The following is a 19,578-nucleotide window of genomic DNA, read 5'->3' on the forward strand; positions in this document are numbered from 1 at the left end:
GCGTTTCGCGAGAGGCGATGGCCCGTCGGTGACTGTTGCATATGGCACATGATGGGTTCATCCGCTGTTTTTGGTGGGTCCCGGCCTGTCCAAGGGGTGGGATGCTGCCTAAGGTTGGCCAGGTGACAAGCAGTGCGACGCCGCCTCCGAGCGCGGCCAACCAAACGCAGACCCCCGGTGCCGGACTGGCCCACTCGCTCCGGCGCCGCCACATGGCGCTGATCGCGATCGGCGGTTCGGTGGGCGCCGGGCTCTTCATCGGCTCCGGGTCGGTCATCCAGATGGCGGGCCCGGCGGCGGTGCTCTCCTACGTCCTGGCGGGGGCGCTGGTGTTCTTCACCCTGCGCGCCCTGGGTGAGATGGTGGTGGCGGTCCCGGCCGGGGGCTCCTTCTCCGACTACGCCCGCCTGGCCTTCGGTCCCCGTGCCGGTTTCACCATCGGGTGGGTGTACTGGTGGATGTACGCGGTGCTGGTGGCCGCGGAGTCGGTGGCCGGTGCGGCGATCCTGGGCCAGTGGGTGCCGGGGGTGCCCGGGTGGGCGCTGGCGCTGCTGGTGCTGTTGTCGATGACGGTGGCCAACCTGGTGTCGGTGCGGGTGTTCGCCGAGACCGAGTCGTTCTTCTCGTTGGTGAAGGTGGCCACGATCGTGGCGTTCCTGTTGATCGGCGGCCTGTGGGCGGTGGGTCTGTGGAGCGGCGCGGACGGCTCCAGTGTGGCCAACCTGTGGGAGCACGGCGGGGTGGCGCCCAACGGGTGGGTCGCGGTGCTGGCGGCCACGGTGGTGGTGCTGTTCGCCTTCGGCGGGGTGGAGATCATCACCGTGGCCGCGGGTGAGAGTTCCGAGCCCGAGCGCGGTGTGGCCTCGGCGGTGACCAACGTGCTCTGGCGGATCGGGCTGTTCTACGTGGCCTCGATCGTGGTGGTGGTGATGGTGCTGCCGTGGAACAGCGTGGATCCTGGGCGCAGCCCGTTCGTGGCGGTGATGGAGCACGTGGGTGTGCCCGGGGCGGCGCTGATCATGGAGATCGTGGTCCTCATCGCGGTGCTGAGCGTGTTGAACGCGGCGATGTACACCTCCTCGCGGATGCTGTTCACGCTGACCCGGCAGGGGGACGCCCCGCGGGTGCTGCGCGGGACCAATCGGCGGGGTGTGCCGGTGCGGGCGATCCTGTTGGGCACCGTGGTGGGGTACGGGGCGGCGGTGGCCGACTACCTGTGGCCCGACCGGGTGTTCCCGTTCCTGGTGGCCTCCATCGGCGCGATCCTGCTGGTGTTGTTCCTGACCATCTGCGCCTCGCAGTTGGTGGTGGGGGCGCGGGTGCGTCGGCGTGAGCCGCAGCGGCTGACCCTGCGGATGTGGGCGTTTCCGTACCTGACGTGGGTGGTGCTGGGGGGTCTGGTGACGATCTTCGTGGCGATGGTGGTCATCCCCGACCAGCGTCAGGCGCTGCTGGCGTCGGTGGGGTCGGTGGTGGTGGCGCTGGTGGCCTATGAGTTCCGGCGCCGGTGGGGGCGTACGCCGCCCACGGACCGGGTGCTGGCGGTGCCCGACCGGCCCGACGCGGAGGCGCTGCGCCGTCACCCGGGCGCGGACTAGCGCGCTTTGGGGAACGGTGGTCGGGCGGGGGCGCGGTCCCGGACCGGGCGCCGACCGACGCTGCGGGCTTGGCGGGGTTTCGCTCCCGGTGGGGGCGGGGCCCCGTTGTCGTGGATACGGTTCCCTCCCCCCGGAACGGGTGCCCGTCTTGAGGTGATGTGATGCCGTTTCTGGTTTTTGTCGCTAGGGTGCTGCGCAACCTCTGAGAGGAGCACCCCCGTGCGACACTTCGTCGGCTTCCTGTCCGGTCTGATCCTGGGTCCGCTGCTGGTCCTGCTGGCGGGGTGGGCGTTCACCCACCTGCGTGGTCTGCACGCGGTCGGTCTGGGCGCCCTTCAGGGTTCGGGGCCCCTGGCGGTGGCCGGGTTGGTGGGTATGGGGCTGTTGGTGGCGATGGTGGCGGTTCCGCCGCGGTTGACGCCGATGCTGCCGCTGGGCGCGGCGCTGGCGGTGGGGTCGCTGAGCGGCCTGGCTGTGTGGCGGATGTACCTACTGGAGCGGTTGCCGCAGCTGCCCGGGACCGAGGGCGCCCTGGTGCTGCTGCCGTTGGGGGTGTTCGTGCCCTTGGTGGTGGTGCTGGTGGCCCCGGTGCTGGTGGGGCAGCGCTGGCGCCGTGAGGATGATGAGGGCCCCACCGAGGAGGAGGAGTACTTCGAGGGCCTGTACGAGGACGAGCCGGACCCCCGGGGCGCGCGCGGTGCGGCCGAGTCGGTGCCCCACACCCCCCGGCACCGGGCCTGAGGCAGGGCCGTCCGGGGTCGGGCGGGCGGGGTCCGGTGCGGGCCGTCAGCGCCAGGCGGGCCCCCAGCCGGAGCTGTTGGACACCCCGGGCGGCAGGGGCGGCAGGATGCCGTTGCCGCCGGTGGGTTCGGCGGGAGGCCGGGGTGCGCGGGGCGGTTCGGGCCGCTGCGGACGCGCGGAGGGCTCGGCGGGAGCGGGCCGGGCCGGGGCGCGTGGGGGTTGGGCGGGTTCGGGGCGGGGTGCGCTCTGGGGCTCGGGCGGGGCCGCCGGCTCGGGTGCGGGGGGTTCCTCGGGCAGGAAGCCGCGGACCCGGAGGGGTTCGGCCTCCTCGGCGCCGAGTACGACCGGTTCGGGCAGCGGCGGGTGCTGGTCCTCGTCGGTGGTGGGGATGGCCGGTTCGGCCGGGGCGACGCGCTTCCACCACAGCGCGGCCTCCTCGGGGGGCAGTTCGGCCTCCACCTCCAGCCAGCCGCGTACCTGGGGGTGGCGCCTGGCGGCGTTCCAGGAGCGGGGGTAGGGCTGTTCGTCCAGGACCAGCAGGTGTTCGCCCTCCAGGGTGGGGATCTCGGCGGGCAGGCCCTCGTTCCACACCCAGGTGCCGTCGTGGGCGACCAGGTTCCACCAGCCGCGCACGGTCTGGGCGGCGGGGTCGGGGGCGCTGTCGCGGAAGGCGGCGACCCAGCGCGGGTCGGGCGGGTCCCCGGGCAGGCCTTGGCGGTGGGGGCCGATGAGGGCGTCGGCGAGCAGGGTGTGCAGCTGGGCGTTGTCGCCGATGCCCTCGAAGCGGACGCGGAAGGCGCGTTGGGAGGCGCGGTCCAGGACCAGGGCGCCGGTGGCCTCGGCCATGCGCAGCAGGTCGCGGACCTGGACGAACTCGGTGAGCAGGTCGGCGAGCTGGTTGGCGATGGCCAGGAGTTCGGCGTGCAGGGAGGGGTCGCGGCGCATGTGGGCGCGCACGGGGGCCTCGCTGAGCATGGTCCTGGCGGCCAGGCCGTGGCGGCGGATGGTCCACCAGCACATGGTGGCGCCGGGGGCGTCGTTGCCCAGGTCGGCGCTCACGCGGGCCTCGGCGTCGGCGGTGACGGCGTCGGGGTCGGGCGGGGCGTCGTTGCCGGTGCGTTCCCAGGCGCGGACGAAGACGATGGCGCCCCGGCCCATGGTGCGCAGGCGGCGCAGGACCTCGATGCCGGTGGGGCCGGGGTCGGTGCCCATCTCGACCAGGGCTCCGGCGACCACGGACAGGTCGGCGATGATGCCGGGGGCGGCGTGGTCTCCCGAGAGCAGGGGGGCCAGGGCCTCCAGGGCGAGTTCGCGTTCGGAGGCGGGGATCTGGGAGGCCAGCACGTAGACCTTGTGGACGGCTGGGGGGAAGTGTTGGGGGTCGGTGGCGACGGAGGCGTCGATCAGTTCTTGGAACGCCGCGCGAAACTCGTCGACCATGGGCCCGTCCCCTTTCTCACGGAACCAACCTAATGTCTCATCAGGGCAGGATCGCACTTTAACTGGTGATTTCGAGTACTACTGGTGTGTTTGTTGGCAAGCTGAGATGCCCAAGGGGCCAGGGGTGCGGGGTCACAGGCCCAGCCGGGTGACAGCGTTGTCCTCCAGCGGGTTGGCGGTGCGGATGTAGTCGTGGACCGTGCGCGGGTTGGTCCAGCGGCCCTGGCGCATGATCTCGCGGTCGCTGGCCCCGCCCAGCGCGGCCTGGGTGGCGAACCCCGCCCGCAGGGAGTGCCCGCCGAAGTCGTCGGGGTCCAGCCCGGCGCGGCGGGCGTAGCGTTTGACCAGCTCCCCCACGGCCCGGCCCGACATCGGGCGCGACCCGAGGTGGCCGTGGCGGTCCACGGCGGGCAGCAGGGGGCGCTCGGAACCGTCGGCCAGGTCCGTGCCCGGCCAGCCCTGGCACAGGTGGGCCAGGGCCCCCTCGGAGCCGGGGCGCTCCAGCAGGGCGGCCACCGCCTCCTCACCGCCCGCGCGGTGGGTCTCGACCAGGGCGGCCCAGTCGGCGTAGGCGCACACCGGGCAGGTGTGGCGGTGCCGTCCCCGGGGCAGGGCGACCCGTTGGCCGTGGCGGCCCTCCTGGTCGGTCTTGGTCGCGCCCAGTGCCACCACCAGGGCGGGGGCGCCGGTGGCGGGGTCGGTGTGCAGGGTCAGGTCGTCGAAGGTCAGCGCGGCCAGTTCGCTGCGGCGCAGGGCCCCGCCGAACCCGGTCAGCAGCAGCAGGGTGTCGCGTCTGCGGGCCACCCCGTGGGGGTGTTCGGGGCCCGGGCGCACCGACAGCAGCGCCTCCAGGACGGGCAGGATGACCGGTTCCTTGCGGCGCGGGCGGGCCCGGCGGGTGCGGCGGATGCCGCGCAGGGTCATGCGCACGACCTCGGCGCGGGTGGGCGAGTCCAGGCCGTGGGCGCCGTGCACGGCGGCGATGGCGGCGGCGCGCCGTTCGATGCTGGAGGGGGCCAGGGCCCAGCCGGTGTCGTCGGGGGTGCGCTCCTGGGCGCAGGCGGCCAGGTACACGGCCACGTCCACCGGGTCGGCGGGCAGGGACTGGCGTTCCTGGGCCAGGCACCAGGCGGTGAAGGAGGTCCAGTCGGCGCGGTAGGCGCGCAGGGTGTTGGGCGACTGGGCGCTGGCCAGGTAGCGGCCCAGGGTCTGGGCCTGTTCGGTGTCGAAGCGCTCGCGGACCCGGGCCAGGGCGCGGGTGTCGACCAGGACGCTGGGGGTGGCCTGTTCCAGGCGGGCGCGCACGGCCCCGGGCAGGGCGATCTCGTGGGCGGGCGCGGGGTCGGGGGTGGGCTGGGGTGTGTTCACGGTCATCCATGATGGCCCAGGGGCCCGTGCGAAGGCGGCAGGCGGCGCGGGCGCCCCGGGGGCGGCGGAGCGGTCGGGGCGGGGTGTCAGCCGAACAGGTGGGCGCTCAGGGCGTCCCACAGTTCGGCCGGGGGCATGACCCACAGCAGGGGCAGGGCCGAGACGACCAGGGCCGCGGTGAACCCGATCGCGGCGATCCTGCGCCGCAGGACCAGGGCGGCCACGGCCGAGGCCGCCGGGACGGCCAGGGCCAGGACCAGGACCCAGATCAGGGCGTTGCCGACCGGGTCCAGGCTCTCGGGGGGCACCGGGGCGTCGGGGGCGGCGTGGATCACCGATTCCTGCAGGTCCATGAACACGAACAGCAGGTTGGCCAGGGCCAGCGGGGTGCCCAGCAGCCACACCAGGGCCAGCACCACCCACAGGGCGGTGAGCCTGCGGTCGGGCGGGTCGGTGAGGACCACCGGGGTGCGGCTGACGCTCGCCGTGGGCGGGAGCGGGCCGGGCTCCGCGGCGCTCTCCCGCTGGTGCGGGGCGGTGTCGGGGCGCTGGGCCTTGCGGCGCTTGCGTTTCTTGGGTGACACGTGGGTAGCCTACCGCCGGTTCGGGCGGGAGCCGGGCCGCGCCGGGAGGGCGGGGTTCACAGCGCCTGGGCCAGGTGGATGGCCACGACGAAGACCACCGGCCAGGCCAGCAGGGCCAGCGACCACAGGGCGGCCCTGCGGTCCCCGGCGACGGTGGCCACGGCGGCGGCCAGCAGGGGGATGCCCACGGCGGCGCCGAAGGCCAGGGTGAACCACTCGGCCGCGGAGCCGGCGTGGGCCTGGACGCTGAGTCCCCGGAGGTAGCCGGCCGGCCCCAGCACCAGGCACATCAGGGCCAACAGGGCGATGACGACGCGGATGCCGGTGGGGTGGCGGGTGTTGCGGCCGTTGCCGGGGGCGGAGGGACGGTCAGACACGGGGGCCGTGGTGCCTTTCGAGAACGGGTGGCGGTCCAGGGCGGGCGGGGGCACGCCCGCACCGGGGTGCGGGTGGTGGTTCTTGCCGTCAGAAGACGCAGGGCACCGCCCCTGGCCTGTGAGGCCCGGGGCGCGTGCGTTGCTGTGTAAAACGTACTCCACCCGCGAGGTGTCCGAAACCGCGCGGTGGAGGCCGGTGCGGCGTCGTCCCCGCCGCCGCACCGGGCCTGACCTGGGGGTGGGCGGGTGTGTGGGCGGGGCCACCGGTCGGGGGTGAGCGCGGTCGCAGCGCCGGGCGCGTCAGCGCGCGACGGGCCAGGGGCGGGCGCCCTCGGTCAGGCGGGTGAAGGAGGACAGCAGGCGCAGTTCGTCGATGCTGCGCGGGGCGGTGGTGAGCAGGTCGGGTGAGAAGACCACGGCCGCGACCAGCTGGGCGCGCGACAGGGCCACGTTGAGGCGGTTGCGGTCCAGGACGAAGGCGGTGCCGCGGCTGGCCTCGGCGGCGTTGGAGGTGGTCATCGAGCAGATGACGGCGGCGGCCTCCTGGCCCTGGAACTTGTCCACGGTGCCCACGCGCACCCCCTCCAGGGCGGGGTGGTCGTCGGCGGCCCGGGCCAGGGCGCGGCGCAGGGCGCGCACCTGGAGGTTGTAGGGGGCCACCACGAGGATGTCGTGGCCGGTCAGGGGGCGCGGGTGCGCCTCGGCGGCGTCGGTGACCTTGTCGGTGACCAGGTGGGTGGCCACCTCCACCACCGCCTGGACCTCCTCGGGGCTGTGGGTGGTGCGGCCCTGGTGGGGGGTGGGCAGGGTGTACACGCCTGGTGCCAGGGTGGCCAGGGTGCGGTCGGCGGTGCTGGGGTGGGCGTGCAGGCGGCCCTGGTAGGACAGGGCGGAGACGGTGGCGCACACGGCCGGGTGCATGCGGCGGGTCTGGTCGAGGAAGTAGCCGCGTGAGGGGTCGATGATCTGGCGTCCGGCCATGAGGTGTTGCAGGGCGGAGGCGTCGGCGCCCTCACCGTGGGTGCCCTGGACGACCTGGGGCAGCTGCTGGGGGTCGCCCAGCAGGACGAGGTTGCGGGCGGCGGCGGAGACGGCGAGGGTGTCGGCCAGGGCGAACTGTCCGGCCTCGTCGATGATGAGCACGTCCAGGGGGTCGGCGAGCATGGCGGCGTTGGACATGGCCCAGGCGGTGCCGCCGATGAGGACGGGGTGGCCCTGGGCGGTGTGCTTGTCGCGCCAGCTGGCCAGGGCCTGGGGGCTGGAGGGCTGTTCCCAGGGCAGGTCCTGGTCGGTGTCCTTGCCGCGTCCCTTGGCGCGTTTGGCGGCGGCCACCTCCACCCCGGCGGCCTCGGCGGCGCGCAGGGCGGCGGTCATGACGTTCTCCACGGCCTTGTGGCCGGTGGAGCACACGCCCACGCTCCTGCCCTGGCGGGCCAGGTGGGTGATGAGCTGGGCGGCCAGGTAGGTCTTGCCCGCGCCGGGCGGGCCCTGCACGGCGAGGTAGGAGCCGTCCAGGCGGTCCACGGCGGCGATGGTGGCCTGGATGAGGTCGCCGTCGTGGTCGGCGGGGTCGGGGAGCGGGCCGGGGGTGCTCAGGCGCGGCGGGATGCGGCGCAGCACGTCCAGGCCGGGGTGGTGGGGCCACGCGGGCAGGGTGTCCAGGGCGGTGCGGGCCACCGTCTCCAGGGCGCCGTCCTTGGGGGCGGGGTTGACCGGGGAGCCGGGCAGGACGGCGACGGGGGGCCGGGAGTAGGTGGAGTCGGGGTCGCAGGTCTCGGTGATGGCCAGGGTGTCGGCGTCGGCCTCGGCGATCTTGGCCTGGGTGGTGGTGGCGGGCTGTCCGGGGGCGCCGGGGTAGAGCAGGTGCACGTCCTGGCCGGAGGTGAAGGGGTGGGGGTGGGCGGTGTCCAGGCGCAGGGAGAGTTCGCGGCGGGACTTGCGCTGGCGGCCGGTGGGTTCGATCCACTCCCCCGCGCGCACCTGCCAGGGCACGGCGCAGTCGGTGTCGGACTCCAGGTCGGTCAGGGGGGCGCTGGTGCGCCGGTAGTGCTCGCGCCAGGGGGGCAGGTTCTCGCGCTGGTAGTAGCCAACCAGGGCGGCCAGTTGGGCGCGGGTGTGGTGGTCGGGTTCGCGGTCCTGGGCCTGGGCGGGGACCTGGTCGAGCAGGGGTTCGGTGAGGGCGGCGTGGCGGGCGGCCTTCTCCTGGCGTTTGCGGGCGCGTTCGGCCTCGGCCTCGGTGAGTTCGAGCTGGACCAGGGGGCGGTCGGTGATGCCCTGGTGGGTGCGGTGGTCCTCCAGCCAGTCGCGCAGGCGCGCGGTGGAGTGGCAGTCGTCGCGGTTGTAGGCGGCGATGTCGGCCAGGACCCGCGCGGCCCGGTCGTGGTCGCCGGCCTCGGTGGCGGCCAGGTAGGCGGCGTAGGCGTCGATGCTGGAGGTGGCGGTGGTGACGCCGCCGGAGCGGGCGGCGGGCAGGTAGAGGGGTTCGAGGTACTTGATGGAGTAGGAGCGCTGGGACACGCGCAGGCTCTTGCGCACGACGGTGTACAGGTCCACCAGGCGGCTCTCGCGCAGGAGCCGGTTGACCTCCTCCTCGCGGGTGGCGAACTCCGAGCTCAGGTGTTTGAGGCGGTCCACCTCGTAGGAGGCGTAGTGGTAGACGTGGGCGCCGGGGTCGGCGTCCACGCGGGCGGTGGCGAAGTCGACGAAGTCCTCCAGGGCCTTCTTCTCCTGGGCGCGGTCGTGGGCCCAGAAGGCGTGGAAGGTCTCGGCGCCGTGGGCGTCCTCGGTGGTGGCGCCGAAGAGGTACTCCAGGCCGCGTTCGCCCTCGCGGGAGTGGTAGGGGTAGCCCTCCATGTCGAAGAAGACGTCGCCGGGGCTGGGGGCGGGCAGGCTGGCCAGGCCGTCGGGGGCGAAGACCTCGGCGGTGACGGTGCCCTGGGGGTTGTCGGGGGTGCGGGTGCGGTCCTGGCGGACCTGGAGGGCGGCCTGGGCGCGCAGCTGGTCGAAGGAGCGGCGGGGCAGGGTGGCGGGGCGCTGGTCGTCGTCGGCCCGGGCGAGGGCGTCGATGGTGTCCAGGCCGGCGTCGGTGAGTTTGGCGGCCTGGTCGGTGCGCAGTCCGGCGACCAGGGACAGGTGGCGGGCGGCGGTGCGCCCCTGGGAGCACCAGGCCTGGTAGCCGCAACCCTCGCAGGCGGGGCGGGGCTGGCCCCAGGTGGGGGCGGGCAGGGCGGGTTCGCTGGCCAGGAGGGTGAGCAGGCGGGTGGTGACGGTGCTCAGGATGGGGGTGAAGTCGGCGGTGGGCAGGGTGTGGGTGTGGTTGTCGCCGGTGAGCAGGTGCATGTGCTGGGGGGTGTGGCCGGTGACGACGCTGACGGCGTGGGCGTAGGCGGCGAGCTGGACGACGGCGCCGGGGCCGGGGCGGCGGGCGAGCTTGGTGTCCCAGGGTTCGTAGGTCCAGTTCGCGGGGGCGGGGGTGCGGGTGCGGCCGGTGGCGGGGTCCAGGTCGGAGCGGATGAGGAAGTCGGCGCGGCCGTGGAAGGACACCGTGTGCCCGTCGGGGTCGGGTTCGGTGAGGCGGTGGTGGAAGCTGCCCTGGTAGATGACGGGGACTCCGGCGGCCATGGCCTCGGCGGTGGCCTGGGCGGCCGCGGCCAGGGAGGCGTCCTCGGGGCGGGGGTCGGGCATGCGGACGACCTCGACCAGGGCGCTGAGGCGTTCGAGTTCGGCCTGTTCGTGGGCCAGGCCGTGCTGGGCCACGAGCGGGTCGATGTCGGTGGGGGCGGGTGCGCCTTCGACGCGGGCGGCCAGGGCGGTCTTCAGGGCGCTGCGGTGGTCGCACTCCAGGGTGTCGACGAGGTCGGTGGGTGAGACGACCCAACCGGTGGTGGTGCGGAACACGCCCCTGCTCCCCTGTGTGGTGTTGGTGTGGGTGCTGGGGATTGTGCCACGAAGCGGTGACGTGTGGGGGCTCACACGCGCGGCGGGTGCGGTGGGAGGGGTCGGTGGGAGGGGCGGTGAGGGTTCGGCGGGGCCGTCTCGGGGCTGGGCGCCGAAGGTGTGCCGGGGTGTGCGGCGGTGTTCGTGTGCGTGCCGCGAGGGCTGGCGGGGCCGGTCCGTGCGGGCGCGGGCACGCCTCGGCCAGGGTGTCGTAGCGGGTGGTGGCCGGTGGTCTTCGGTGGCGCCGCCTCGGCCGGGGTGTGGTGCGCTTCGCGCGGGACGGTGGCCGGTGCGCCCCCGGAGGCGGAGTGGGGTTGTCCGTCTTCGCGCTGGTACGCGGGCCGCGTGCGGCGGCGCGGCGGCCCGTTCGGGGCCGCCGCGACACGCACGGGTGCGGGTGGGGAGGGTGTTACCCCACGACCTGCCAGTCGACTTGGCCCACACCGGCTCCGGTGCCGATGATCTGGTCGAAGGCCGCGGTGGACAGGTCCAGGCAGCGTCCGTCGACGTAGGGGCCGCGGTCGTTGATGCGCACGGTCACGGACGCGCCGCTGCTCGGGTTGGTGACCTGGACCTGGGTGCCGAAGGGCAGGGTCTTGTGCGCGGCGGTCATGGCGTTGGGGTCGAACGTCTCGCCGTTGGCGGTGGTGCGTCCGGCGAAGTCGGCCCCGTAGTAGGAGGCCTGGCAGGAGCCGCCCTGTCCGGTGGACTCGGACTCGGAGCCGGTGTCGGCGGCGGGTTCCTCGGCCTCCTCGGTCTCCTCCTCCTCGGGCTCTTCGAGGATGTCGGAGGCGTCGGTGCTGGAGCGCTGGGTGGCGGAGCTGACGGCCTCCTCGGCGAGCTGCTGCTGCTCCTGTCCGGCGTTGGGCGTGGCGTCGTCGGCGACCAGCGGGTCCGGGTCGGCCTGGGGGACGCCCGCGGCGTTGGTGGCGCTGCCCGGGTCGGCGCCGGTGGCGATGACGGCCGCGGCGGCGGTGCCGCCCACCAGGAGTGCGGCCCCGGTGGCCGAGGCCAGGATCAGGGTGCGCTTGCGGCGGGAGCGTTTGGCGGCCACGCGGGGACCCACGGGCGCGTCGGCGCGGGTGGCCTCTTCGTCGGCCGGCGGGTTCTGGGGCTGGTGTGTGCCCACGACGGATAGTCCTTCGAACGGGAACAGGGCGTGGCGGCGCGGGTGCTCCGGGGTGGGGCGCGCGGTTGCCGTGGCAGGGTGCGCGGGTGGTGCGGCGCCCCGGGCCGCGGGAGGGCGCGGCGCCTGGAGCGGGCCGCCGGGTGGTGCGCGGGGTTCTGGGCGCAGATCCTAGGGGTAACGCGAGGGTAACGGTACCGGAAAGGGAGGGTTTGTGGAACTTGTCACCTCAGGGGCCGGTGGTGTCCGTCACCCGGTGATGTGGGGTTCGGGCAGTTCGGGGCGCCGGGGCGGCACGCCCTCGGGGAAGAGGGTGGCGGCCGGGTCGGGCAGATCCACGCCGCTGAGCCGGGCGACGGCGGTGGACAGGCTGGGGTTGTCCAGGTGCCCGCCCACGGTGCGGATCATGGCGGCCAGGGTGGGCAGGACGGGGGCGCCCAGGGCGGTGACGGCGTAGCGGGTGGCCACGGCCGGGGTGCGCGAGGCGCCCGCCCAGCAGTGCAGCAGGACGCGTTTGCCCTCCGCGCGCAGGGTCGCGACCGCGGCGGCGGCCTCGTCCAGGGTGAAGTGCGGGTGGGAGTTGGCGCCCCTGCGGTCGTGCAGCCACACCCGTACCCAGTCGGCTGGGGGCAGGTGGGGTGCGTCGCTGGGGTGGGTGCGGCACAGCGAGACCGCGGCGTCCACGGTGTCGGGGTGGGCGCGCAGGTGGTCGAGGTTGCCCAGCAGGACGCCCGGGTCCAGGGGGTGGGGGACGGCGAAGGGCGGCAGGCGGCGGGGTTCGGCGACCAGGACGGGGTGCTCGGGCCACAGGGTGGGGTGGGGGCCGCGGGCGGTGGTCAGGGCGGTGGTGGTCAGGGTGTGGGGGTCGGTGGTCTCGGACAGGCGGCGCAGGGCGTGCAGGGGCAGGGCGGAGGCGCCCCACAGGGCGGTGGCCAGGGTGCCGGTGTACAGGGCGGCCCGGTCCCCGGCGGCGGCGTGGGCCGACCAGACGGAGTCGACCAGGTGGGTACAGGCGAAGGAGCCGCGGGCGGGGTCCTCGGCGGGGCGGCGGGTGCGGGTGAGGGCACGCCAGGAGGCGCCCAGGGGGTCGTCGGCGGTGGTGTGCTCCAGGGCGGGGGCGGAGGAGGGCAGGGCGCCGGTGCGGGCGGCGGTGCGCAGCGCCGCGGCCCAGGCGTGCTCGACGGGGTCCTCGGGGGGCCGGGACGGCTGGTCGGGTCCGGCCAGGTCGGTGAGCGCGGCGCGGACCAGGCGGGCGTGGGCGGTGCCGGGTCCGGTGGTGTGCGCGGTCAGGGAGGGTGGGGTGCCGACCAGGGCGGCGGCGGCCGGGGCGCCGAACAGGGCGCCGACGGCCCGGTCGCTGGCGGGGTGGTGGAAGTCGAGCAGTGGGTCGGGTACTGCGGGCATGGCCGTCCTCGGGGTGGTGCGGACCGGGATGGGGTGGGGAACCCACGGGTGGTCTTCCCCCTCCGGTGGCCCGGCGCACCCGGCGGCCGGTTGTGGCCATGCCCCGGGAGCACGGGGTGCACCGCCCCGGCCCGGGGGCGCCGCTCCCCCGCGCCGGTGTCGCGCTCCCCCGGGTCAGACGGGCTGGGCGATGGCGGCCTGGTCGTAGCGCGCGGCCACGGCGTGGGCCAGGGCCGGGTCCGGGCACAGCGGGCGCGCCACCACGTCCGCGCCCGCCCCGGCCAGGCGGTCGTGGAAGAGCCCCGGCGCCAGCAGCCAGCTGGCCACGGCCACCCTGCGGTGCCCCCGCTCGCGCAGGCGGGCCACCCGTTCGGCGACGGTGGGTTCGCCGGTGGCGATGAACCCCAGCTCCACGGGGGTGCCCAGGCGCTGGGACATGCGCTGGGCCGCCTGCTCCAGCTCGGCGCCCGCGAAGGGGTCGGAGGTCCCGGCGCAGGCCAGCACGACGGCGTCCCCGGGCCGGTACTCGGCTCCGACCAGGCGGCGCACGGCGGTGTCCAGGACCGCGGGGTGATCGCCCAGGGCGGGGGTGATGACGGCGTCGGCGCGTCCGGCGCGGGCGAGCTGGTGGGGGATGTCGGTGCGCACGTGGTAGCCCGAGGCCAGGAACGCGGGCACGACCACCAGCGGCCCCGGGGTGCGGGCGGCGACCTCGCCGACGCTGGGCGCGAGCACGTCGGCGAAGGCCAGGCGGGTGGGTTGGCCCGTCACCTCGGCCACGCGCAGGGCCAGGGAGTGGGCCACGGCGGTGCCGTGGGGGTCGCGGGTGCCGTGGACGGCCAGCAGCAGGGTGGGGTGTCGGTGCATCGCGTGGCGCGGACGGCCGGGGCCGGGGTCCGCTTCTTCCTTTCCCTCGGTCGGGTGGGCCGGTGCGCTGTCAGAGGGTGCGTTCGGCCGGGTCCAGGGCCAGCCGGTAGCCGCGTTTGACCACGGTCTGGATGATGCGGGGGTCGCCCAGCGCGGTGCGCAGCCGGGCCACGGCCGTCTCCACGGCGTGGGCGTCGGCGTCCTCGCCCAGGCAGGTGAGCAGGCGGGTGCGGTCCAGGACCTGGCCGGGCCTGCGCGCCAACTCGCGCAGCACCCGCATCAGGGTGGGCGAGAGGGTGCGCACGGTGCCGTCGACCAGGACGGCGTGGCCGCGCAGGCGCAGGCGGTGTCCGGCCACGGACAGGGTCGGAAAGCGTGCGGGCAGCTCCTCGGCGAGCGCGCGGACCTGGGCGCCGACGCGGGCGCGCTGGGGCCACACGGTGGGGATGTCGTGGGCCATGAGGGGGCGTGCGGTGACCGCTCCCACGCACATGGCCAGGACGTCGCCGCGCAGGGCCCGGACCAGGGCGGCCTGGTGGCCGGTGGTGTGGGCGCGGGCCAGCAGCCCCGCCGCGGCCGGGGCGCTGGTGAAGGTGACCGCGTCCACTCCCCCGTTGGTGACGGCCTCGATGAGGCGGTCCAGGGGCGCGGTGTCCTCGGGCAGGGTCCAGCGGTAGACGGGGACCTCGACGACGTCGGCTCCGGCCAGGCGCAGGGCGGCGGTGAAGTCGGGCAGGGGTTCGCCGTGCAGCTGGATGGCCACGCGCAGCCCCCGCACGCCCCGGGCGAGCAGGTAGTCCAGGACCTCGGCGGAGGACTCCGAGGGCGGCGACCACTCCTCGGTGAGTCCGGCGGCGCGGATGGCGCCCTTGGCCTTGGGGCCGCGGGCCAGCAGGCGCGAGGTGCGCAGGCTCGCCAGGAGCGGGTCGACGGTGCCCCAGGTCTCGCACGCCTCCACCCAGCCGCGGAAGCCGATGCCGGTGGTGGCCACGACGACGTCGGCGGGGCGGCGGGCGAGCTGTTCGGAGACCGCGGCCAGGCGCTGGTCGTCGCTGAGCGGCACGATGCGCAGGGCCGGTGCGGCCAGGACCTGGGCGCCCTTGCGGCGCAGCAGGGCGCTGATCTCCTCGGCGCGGCGGGCGGCGGTGACGGCGACGGTGAACCCGGCCAGCGGCGCGGTGGTGGCGGGTTCGGCCGGGCGGTGGGCGGGCGGGGCCGCGGTGTCGTCGTCCAGGGAGGTGTTCACGGTGTGTCCTCCTGGGCGCGTGCGCCGATCTGCACGGCGGTGTCGGTCTGGCGCACGGGCCAGGTGGTCAGGCGCACGTGCTCGTCGTCCAGGCTCTGGCCGGTGCGCAGGGAGAAGACGTTCTTGAGCATGGGTGAGGCGACGGTGGGCTCGCCCGCGCGGTCGCCGACGATGCCGCGCGAGATGACGGCGGCGCCGGTGTAGGGGTCGATGTTGTCGACGGCGTACAGGTGCTGGTCGCGGGTGCGGAACACGGCGACCTGGCGGCCGTCGGGGAGCAGCACGGCCACCCCGTCCTCCACGCGCAGGCCCGCCGGGGAGCAGGCGTCGATCCAGGTGGTGGGCTGGGCTTGGGTGGTGACGGTCATCGGGTGGCCTCCTGGGGTCGGCGGGCGGGCATGCCCAGGCTGACGGGAGCGGTGGGGACCGGCTGGTCGCGGGTGGTGGTGAAGCTGATGGTGGGGTCGGGGGTGTCGGGGGCGTTGGCGAAGGAGACGAAGCGCGCGAGCTTGTCGGGGTCGGCCAGGACCGCGGCCCACTCGTCGCCGTAGGAGTCCACGTGGCGGGCCATGGCCTCCTCCAGTTCGGCGGCGATGCCCAGGGAGTCCTGGACGACGACGTCGCGCAGGTGGTCCAGGCCGCCGTCCAGGGACTCGATCCAGGGGGCGGTGCGCTGGAGGCGGTCGGCGGTGCGCACGTAGAACATCAGGAACCGGTCGACGTAGCGGATGAGGGTGTCCTCGTCCAGGTCCGAGGCCAGGAGTTCGGCGTGGCGGGGGGTGAAGCCGCCGTTGCCGCCCACGTACAGGTTCCAGCCCTTGTCGGTGGCGATGACGCCGAAGTCCTTGCCGCGGGCCTCGGCGCACTCGCGGGCGCATCCGGAGACGGCGGCCTTGAGCTTGTGGGGTGAGCGCAGGCCCCGGTAGCGCTCCTCCAGGCGGATGGCCAGGCCCACCGAGTCCTGGACGCCGAAGCGGCACCAGGTGGTGCCCACGCACGACTTGACGGTGCGCAGGGACTTGCCGTAGGCGTGTCCGGACTCGAATCCGGCGTCGACCAGCCGTTTCCAGATGACGGGCAGCTGTTCGAGGCGGGCGCCGAACAGGTCGATGCGCTGGCCGCCGGTGATCTTGGTGTAGAGGTTGAAGTCGCGTGCGACCTCGCCGATGACGATGAGCTTGTCGGGGGTGATCTCGCCGCCGGGGATGCGGGGTACGACCGAGTAGGTGCCGTTGCGCTGCATGTTGGCCAGGTAGCGGTCGTTGGTGTCCTGCAGGGTGGCCTGTTCGCCCTCCAGGATGTGCCCGTTGCCCAGGGAGGCCAGGATGGAGGCCACCGTGGGCTTGCACACGTCGCAGCCGTGTCCGGTGCCGTGGGCGGCGATGAGCCCGGAGAAGGTGGTGGTGCCGGTGGCGCGCACGATCTCGACCAGTTCGGCGCGCGACTGGGGGAAGTGCTCGCACAGGGCCTTGGACTGCTCGATGCCCGCCTGGGCGAGGATCTGCTTGAGCATGGGCACGCACGAGCCGCAGCTGGTGCCCGCCCTGGTGCAGGCCTTGAGCGCGGGCACGTCGTGGTTGCCGCAGGAGATGGCCTCGGTCAGTTCGCCCTTGGTGACGGCGTTGCACGAGCAGATCTGGGCGGTGTCGGGCAGGGCGTCGGCGCCCAGGGTGGCGCCTTCGGGGGTGATCAGCGACAGGGGGTCGCCGGGCAGGGGGGAGCCGACCAGGGGGCGCAGGGTGGCGTAGGCCGAGGCGTCGCCGACCAGGACGCCGCCGAGCAGCGTGGTGGCGTCGTCGGAGACCACGAGCTTGGCGTAGCGGCCGCTGGCGGCGTCGTTGACGACCACGTCCAGGGCGCCGGGGGTGCGGCCGTGGGCGTCGCCGAAGCTGGCCACGTCCACGCCCATGAGCTTGAGTTTGGTGGAGGTGTCGGCGCCGGTGAAGGTGGCCCGGCCGCCCACGAGCCGGTCGGCGACGACCTCGGCCATGGCGTTGCCGGGGGCGATGAGGCCGTACACGGTGCCGCGGTGGTTGGCGGCCTCGCCCACGGCGTGGATGTGGGCGTCGCTGGTGGTGCAGGTGTCGTCGACGACGATGCCGCCGCGCTCGCCCACCTCCAGCCCGATCGCGCGGGCGAGGTCGTCGCGGGGGCGGATGCCCACGGAGAACACGACCAGGTCGGCGTCCAGGGAGCCCTCGCCCAGTCTCAGGCGGGCCACGCGGCCGTCGGGGCCGGCCTCCACGGCGGTGGAGGCCGAGCCGGTGTGGACCCGCACGCCCAGGTCGGTGATCAGGGTGCGCAGCAGGCCTCCGGCGCCCTCGTCGATCTGCGCGGGCATCAGGTGGGGGGCGAGTTCGACCACGTGCGCCCGCACGCCCAGCAGACGCAGGGCGTTGGCGGCCTCCAGCCCCAGCAGGCCGCCGCCCACGACCACGCCGGTGCGCGCGCCGCGCGCGGAGGCGGTGATGGCGTCCAGGTCCTCGATGGTGCGGTAGACGTGGCAGCCGGGCAGGTCGTGGCCGGGCACGGGGGGCACGAAGGGTGTGGAGCCGGTGGCCAGGACGAGCCGGTCGTAGGGCAGGACGCGTCCGCTCGCGGTGGTGACGGTGCGGCTGGCGCGGTCGATGTCCACGGCGCGTTCGTTGACGTGCACGTCCACGTGGGGGCCGCTCAGGTCGCCCAGGGACAGGTCCTGGGCGCTGGCGCCGTCGAAGTAGGAGGACAGGGCCACCCGGTCGTAGGCGGTGCGGGGCTCCTCGCCCACGACGGTGATGTGCCAGTGTCCGGCGGTGTCACGGTCGCGCAGGGCCTCGACGAGGCGGTGGCCGACCATGCCGTTGCCGATGACGACGAGTTCTTCCATGGGCTCCTCCTGCTGCGGGGTCGGACAGGTTTCAGGCAACCTCCCGGGTGTTTCCCGACGGTCAGCCGTATGTGTCGCGCTTGTTTCGATGTGCTGCCACCGCAGGTGGCGGGTGCGTGATGCGGGGTGAAGCGCCAGGGTGGGTGCCGGGCGGGCCCCGTCTGGGTGGTTGGTCACACCGCAGGGGTCGCGCGGACCCGCCCCCGTCCCCCGTCCTTTCGTGCCCGGTGGCGGGCGGCGGTGCGTGGACAGCGGCCCCCGGCTCGGCCAGGATGGGCGCTGATGCACACGTTCGCCGCCACGCGCCCCGCGCGCGCCCTGTCCTGTCTGTCCGCCCTGGCCGTGGGTGACGCCTTCGGCTCCCAGTTCTTCGTTCCGGCCAACCGGCGCTTCTTGGAGGAGCGGGAGTTGCCGCCGGGGCCGTGGTGGTGGACGGACGACACCGAGATGGCGGCGTCGGTGTACGCGGAGGCGGTGCGCGGCGAAGGGGTGGACCCCGACCGGTTGGCGGGCTCCTTCGCCCGCCACCACAACTTCGACCGCGGTTACGGCCCGGCCACCGGGCGGCTGCTGCGCCGGGTGCGCGAGGGCGGGGACTGGCGGACGCTGGCCGCGGAGCTGTTCGAAGGGGCGGGTTCCTTCGGCAACGGGGCGGCGATGCGGGTGGCCCCGTTGGGCGCCTGGTACGCCGACGATCCGGGTCGGGCCGCCCGGGAGGCGGCGGTGAGCGCGCGGGTGACCCACACCCACCCCGAGGCGGTGGACGGCGCGGTCGCGGTGGCGGTGGCCGCCGCGCTGGTGGCACGGCGCGAGCCGATGGGGCCCGGGCCCTTCCTGGACGGGGTGGCCGGGTGTCTGCGGCCGGGGCGCGTGCGCGAGGCGGTGGGCGCCGCCCGCAGGCTGCTGGTGACCGCCGACCCGTTGGGGGCGGCCGCCGAGTTGGGCAACGGCTCCCGGGTCAGCGCGTTGGACACGGTGCCGTTCACGCTGTGGGTGGCGGCCCGGCACGGCGGGGTCCTGTCGGGGGCGCGGGCGGGCGGTGGGAGTTTCGCCTCGGCGATGTGGGCGGCGGTCGCTCCGGGCGGGGACATGGACACCACCTGCGCGATCGTGGCGGGGATCCTGGGTGCGGGGCTGCCCGGGGGTCGGATTCCCGCCGAGTGGGCCGAGCGCACCGAGGAACTGCCCGGTTGGGCGCTGGCGGACGGCGGCCTCGACGGCTAGGGGTCGTGCCGTGGGGCCGCGGGGTCCGCGCGCCGTAGCCGGTACCGGGTGCCGGTTAGGGTGGCTCGGAGCCGGAGCGGCGAACGCGCCTGGGGAACGTGTGGGTGAGTGGGGGGTGGCCTGTGCAGGTCGAGGTGTGGTCCGACGTCGTCTGTCCGTGGTGCTACATCGGCAAGCGGCGCCTGGAGAGGGCGCTGGAGCTGTTCGAGCACGCCGACCGGGTCCGGGTGCGCTGGCGCAGCTTCCAGCTGGACCCCTCCTTCCCGCCGGGGGTGAGTGAGCCGGTCTACGACTCGCTCTCGCGCAAGATGGGGGCGCCCCGCGAGCAGGTGCGGTCGATGACCGAGCAGGTCACGCGGGTGGCCGCCCAGGAGGGCCTGGACTACGACTTCGCGGGCGGGGTCATGGTCAACACCTTCGACGTCCACCGCCTGATCCACCTGGCCCGGACCCGCGGCCTGGAGGGCCGGGCGCAGGAGCGGTTCATGCGCGCCCAGCTGGTGGAGGCCCGCGACCTCAGCGACGCCGCCGTCCTGGTGGAGGTGGCGGCCGGGGCCGGGCTGGAGCCCGAGGAGGTGCGGCGGGTGCTGGAGGGCGGGGAGCACGCCGAGGACGTGCGCGAGGACATCGCCCTGGCCCGCCGGTTGGGTGCGACCGGGGTGCCCTTCTTCGTCATGGACCGCGCCGTCGGCATCTCGGGGGCCCAGTCCGTGGAGGTGGTGCTGTCCGCCCTGGACAAGGCCCACCAGACCGGTCGGGGGTAGAGGGCGCTCCGCCCGGCTGCGGCCGGGCGGGAGGCGA

The 19,578-nt window shown here is 74.9% G+C and carries 15 protein-coding genes; 4 read left to right on the forward strand and 11 right to left on the reverse strand.

The window, feature by feature from the left end:
* The first annotated feature begins 212 nt into the window (after nucleotides 1-212).
* Entirely contained in the window at nucleotides 213-1,598 is a 1,386-nt protein-coding gene (locus tag G011_RS0103000; RefSeq protein WP_019607156.1) for an amino acid permease, read from the forward strand.
* A 219-nt stretch (nucleotides 1,599-1,817) separates the two neighbouring features.
* Nucleotides 1,818-2,339 carry a hypothetical protein gene (locus tag G011_RS0103005; RefSeq protein WP_019607157.1) on the forward strand — a complete coding sequence of 174 codons (522 nt, stop codon included), beginning with the start codon at nucleotides 1,818-1,820 and terminating at the stop codon, nucleotides 2,337-2,339.
* A gap of 45 nt (nucleotides 2,340-2,384) precedes the next feature.
* Here the strand turns inward: G011_RS0103005 and G011_RS0103010 are convergent, their stop codons facing one another.
* The 11 genes from G011_RS0103010 to nirB form a co-directional block, all read right to left on the reverse strand.
* Nucleotides 2,385-3,779 carry a hypothetical protein gene (locus tag G011_RS0103010; protein ID WP_019607158.1) on the reverse strand — a complete coding sequence of 465 codons (1,395 nt, stop codon included), beginning with the start codon at nucleotides 3,777-3,779 and terminating at the stop codon, nucleotides 2,385-2,387.
* 132 nt (nucleotides 3,780-3,911) lie between these two features.
* Nucleotides 3,912-5,153 (reverse strand): tyrosine-type recombinase/integrase, encoded by a 1,242-nt coding sequence (locus G011_RS0103015; RefSeq protein WP_051104315.1) that lies wholly within the window; start codon nucleotides 5,151-5,153, stop codon nucleotides 3,912-3,914.
* A gap of 80 nt (nucleotides 5,154-5,233) precedes the next feature.
* Complete coding sequence (locus tag G011_RS0103020; protein ID WP_019607160.1) at nucleotides 5,234-5,731, reverse strand: hypothetical protein; 498 nt, start codon at nucleotides 5,729-5,731, stop codon at nucleotides 5,234-5,236.
* A 56-nt stretch (nucleotides 5,732-5,787) separates the two neighbouring features.
* Complete coding sequence (locus tag G011_RS0103025) at nucleotides 5,788-6,108, reverse strand: hypothetical protein (RefSeq protein ID WP_026337962.1); 321 nt, start codon at nucleotides 6,106-6,108, stop codon at nucleotides 5,788-5,790.
* Nucleotides 6,109-6,408: 300 nt separating this feature from the next.
* Complete coding sequence (locus G011_RS0103030) at nucleotides 6,409-10,005, reverse strand: TM0106 family RecB-like putative nuclease (protein WP_019607162.1); 3,597 nt, start codon at nucleotides 10,003-10,005, stop codon at nucleotides 6,409-6,411.
* Nucleotides 10,006-10,453: 448 nt separating this feature from the next.
* Nucleotides 10,454-11,173, reverse strand: a complete 720-nt coding sequence (locus tag G011_RS0103035) for a septal ring lytic transglycosylase RlpA family protein (protein ID WP_026337963.1) — start codon at nucleotides 11,171-11,173, stop codon at nucleotides 10,454-10,456.
* Nucleotides 11,174-11,419: 246 nt separating this feature from the next.
* A complete protein-coding gene (locus G011_RS0103040; RefSeq protein ID WP_019607163.1) occupies nucleotides 11,420-12,574 on the reverse strand; it encodes a dual specificity protein phosphatase family protein in 1,155 nt (384 codons plus the stop codon).
* A 174-nt stretch (nucleotides 12,575-12,748) separates the two neighbouring features.
* Entirely contained in the window at nucleotides 12,749-13,441 is a 693-nt protein-coding gene (locus G011_RS0103045) for a sirohydrochlorin chelatase (RefSeq protein ID WP_019607164.1), read from the reverse strand.
* A 70-nt stretch (nucleotides 13,442-13,511) separates the two neighbouring features.
* The gene (locus G011_RS0103050) at nucleotides 13,512-14,687 is read right to left on the reverse strand and encodes a uroporphyrinogen-III synthase (RefSeq protein ID WP_019607165.1); all 1,176 of its coding nucleotides are present in this window, start codon (nucleotides 14,685-14,687) and stop codon (nucleotides 13,512-13,514) included.
* On the reverse strand, nucleotides 14,684-15,055 hold the full coding sequence (gene nirD, locus G011_RS0103055) for a nitrite reductase small subunit NirD (RefSeq protein WP_019607166.1): 372 nt from the start codon (nucleotides 15,053-15,055) through the stop codon (nucleotides 14,684-14,686). Before nirD ends, G011_RS0103050 begins: the two co-directional genes overlap by 4 nt.
* Nucleotides 15,052-17,553, reverse strand: coding sequence for a nitrite reductase large subunit NirB (gene nirB / locus G011_RS0103060; protein WP_019607167.1), 2,502 nt, complete (start codon nucleotides 17,551-17,553; stop codon nucleotides 15,052-15,054). The genes nirD and nirB overlap by 4 nt, the downstream gene beginning before the upstream one ends.
* 282 nt (nucleotides 17,554-17,835) lie before the next feature.
* Here nirB and G011_RS0103065 point away from each other — a divergent pair, with 282 nt between their 5' ends.
* Both G011_RS0103065 and G011_RS0103070 read left to right on the forward strand, forming a co-directional pair.
* The gene (locus G011_RS0103065; protein ID WP_019607168.1) at nucleotides 17,836-18,777 is read left to right on the forward strand and encodes an ADP-ribosylglycohydrolase family protein; all 942 of its coding nucleotides are present in this window, start codon (nucleotides 17,836-17,838) and stop codon (nucleotides 18,775-18,777) included.
* A gap of 122 nt (nucleotides 18,778-18,899) precedes the next feature.
* Entirely contained in the window at nucleotides 18,900-19,541 is a 642-nt protein-coding gene (locus G011_RS0103070; RefSeq protein ID WP_019607169.1) for a DsbA family oxidoreductase, read from the forward strand.
* The last annotated feature ends 37 nt before the right edge of the window (nucleotides 19,542-19,578 follow it).

The organism is Nocardiopsis sp. CNS-639, from assembly GCF_000381685.1.
GTDB classification, from domain to species: domain Bacteria; phylum Actinomycetota; class Actinomycetes; order Streptosporangiales; family Streptosporangiaceae; genus Nocardiopsis; species Nocardiopsis dassonvillei.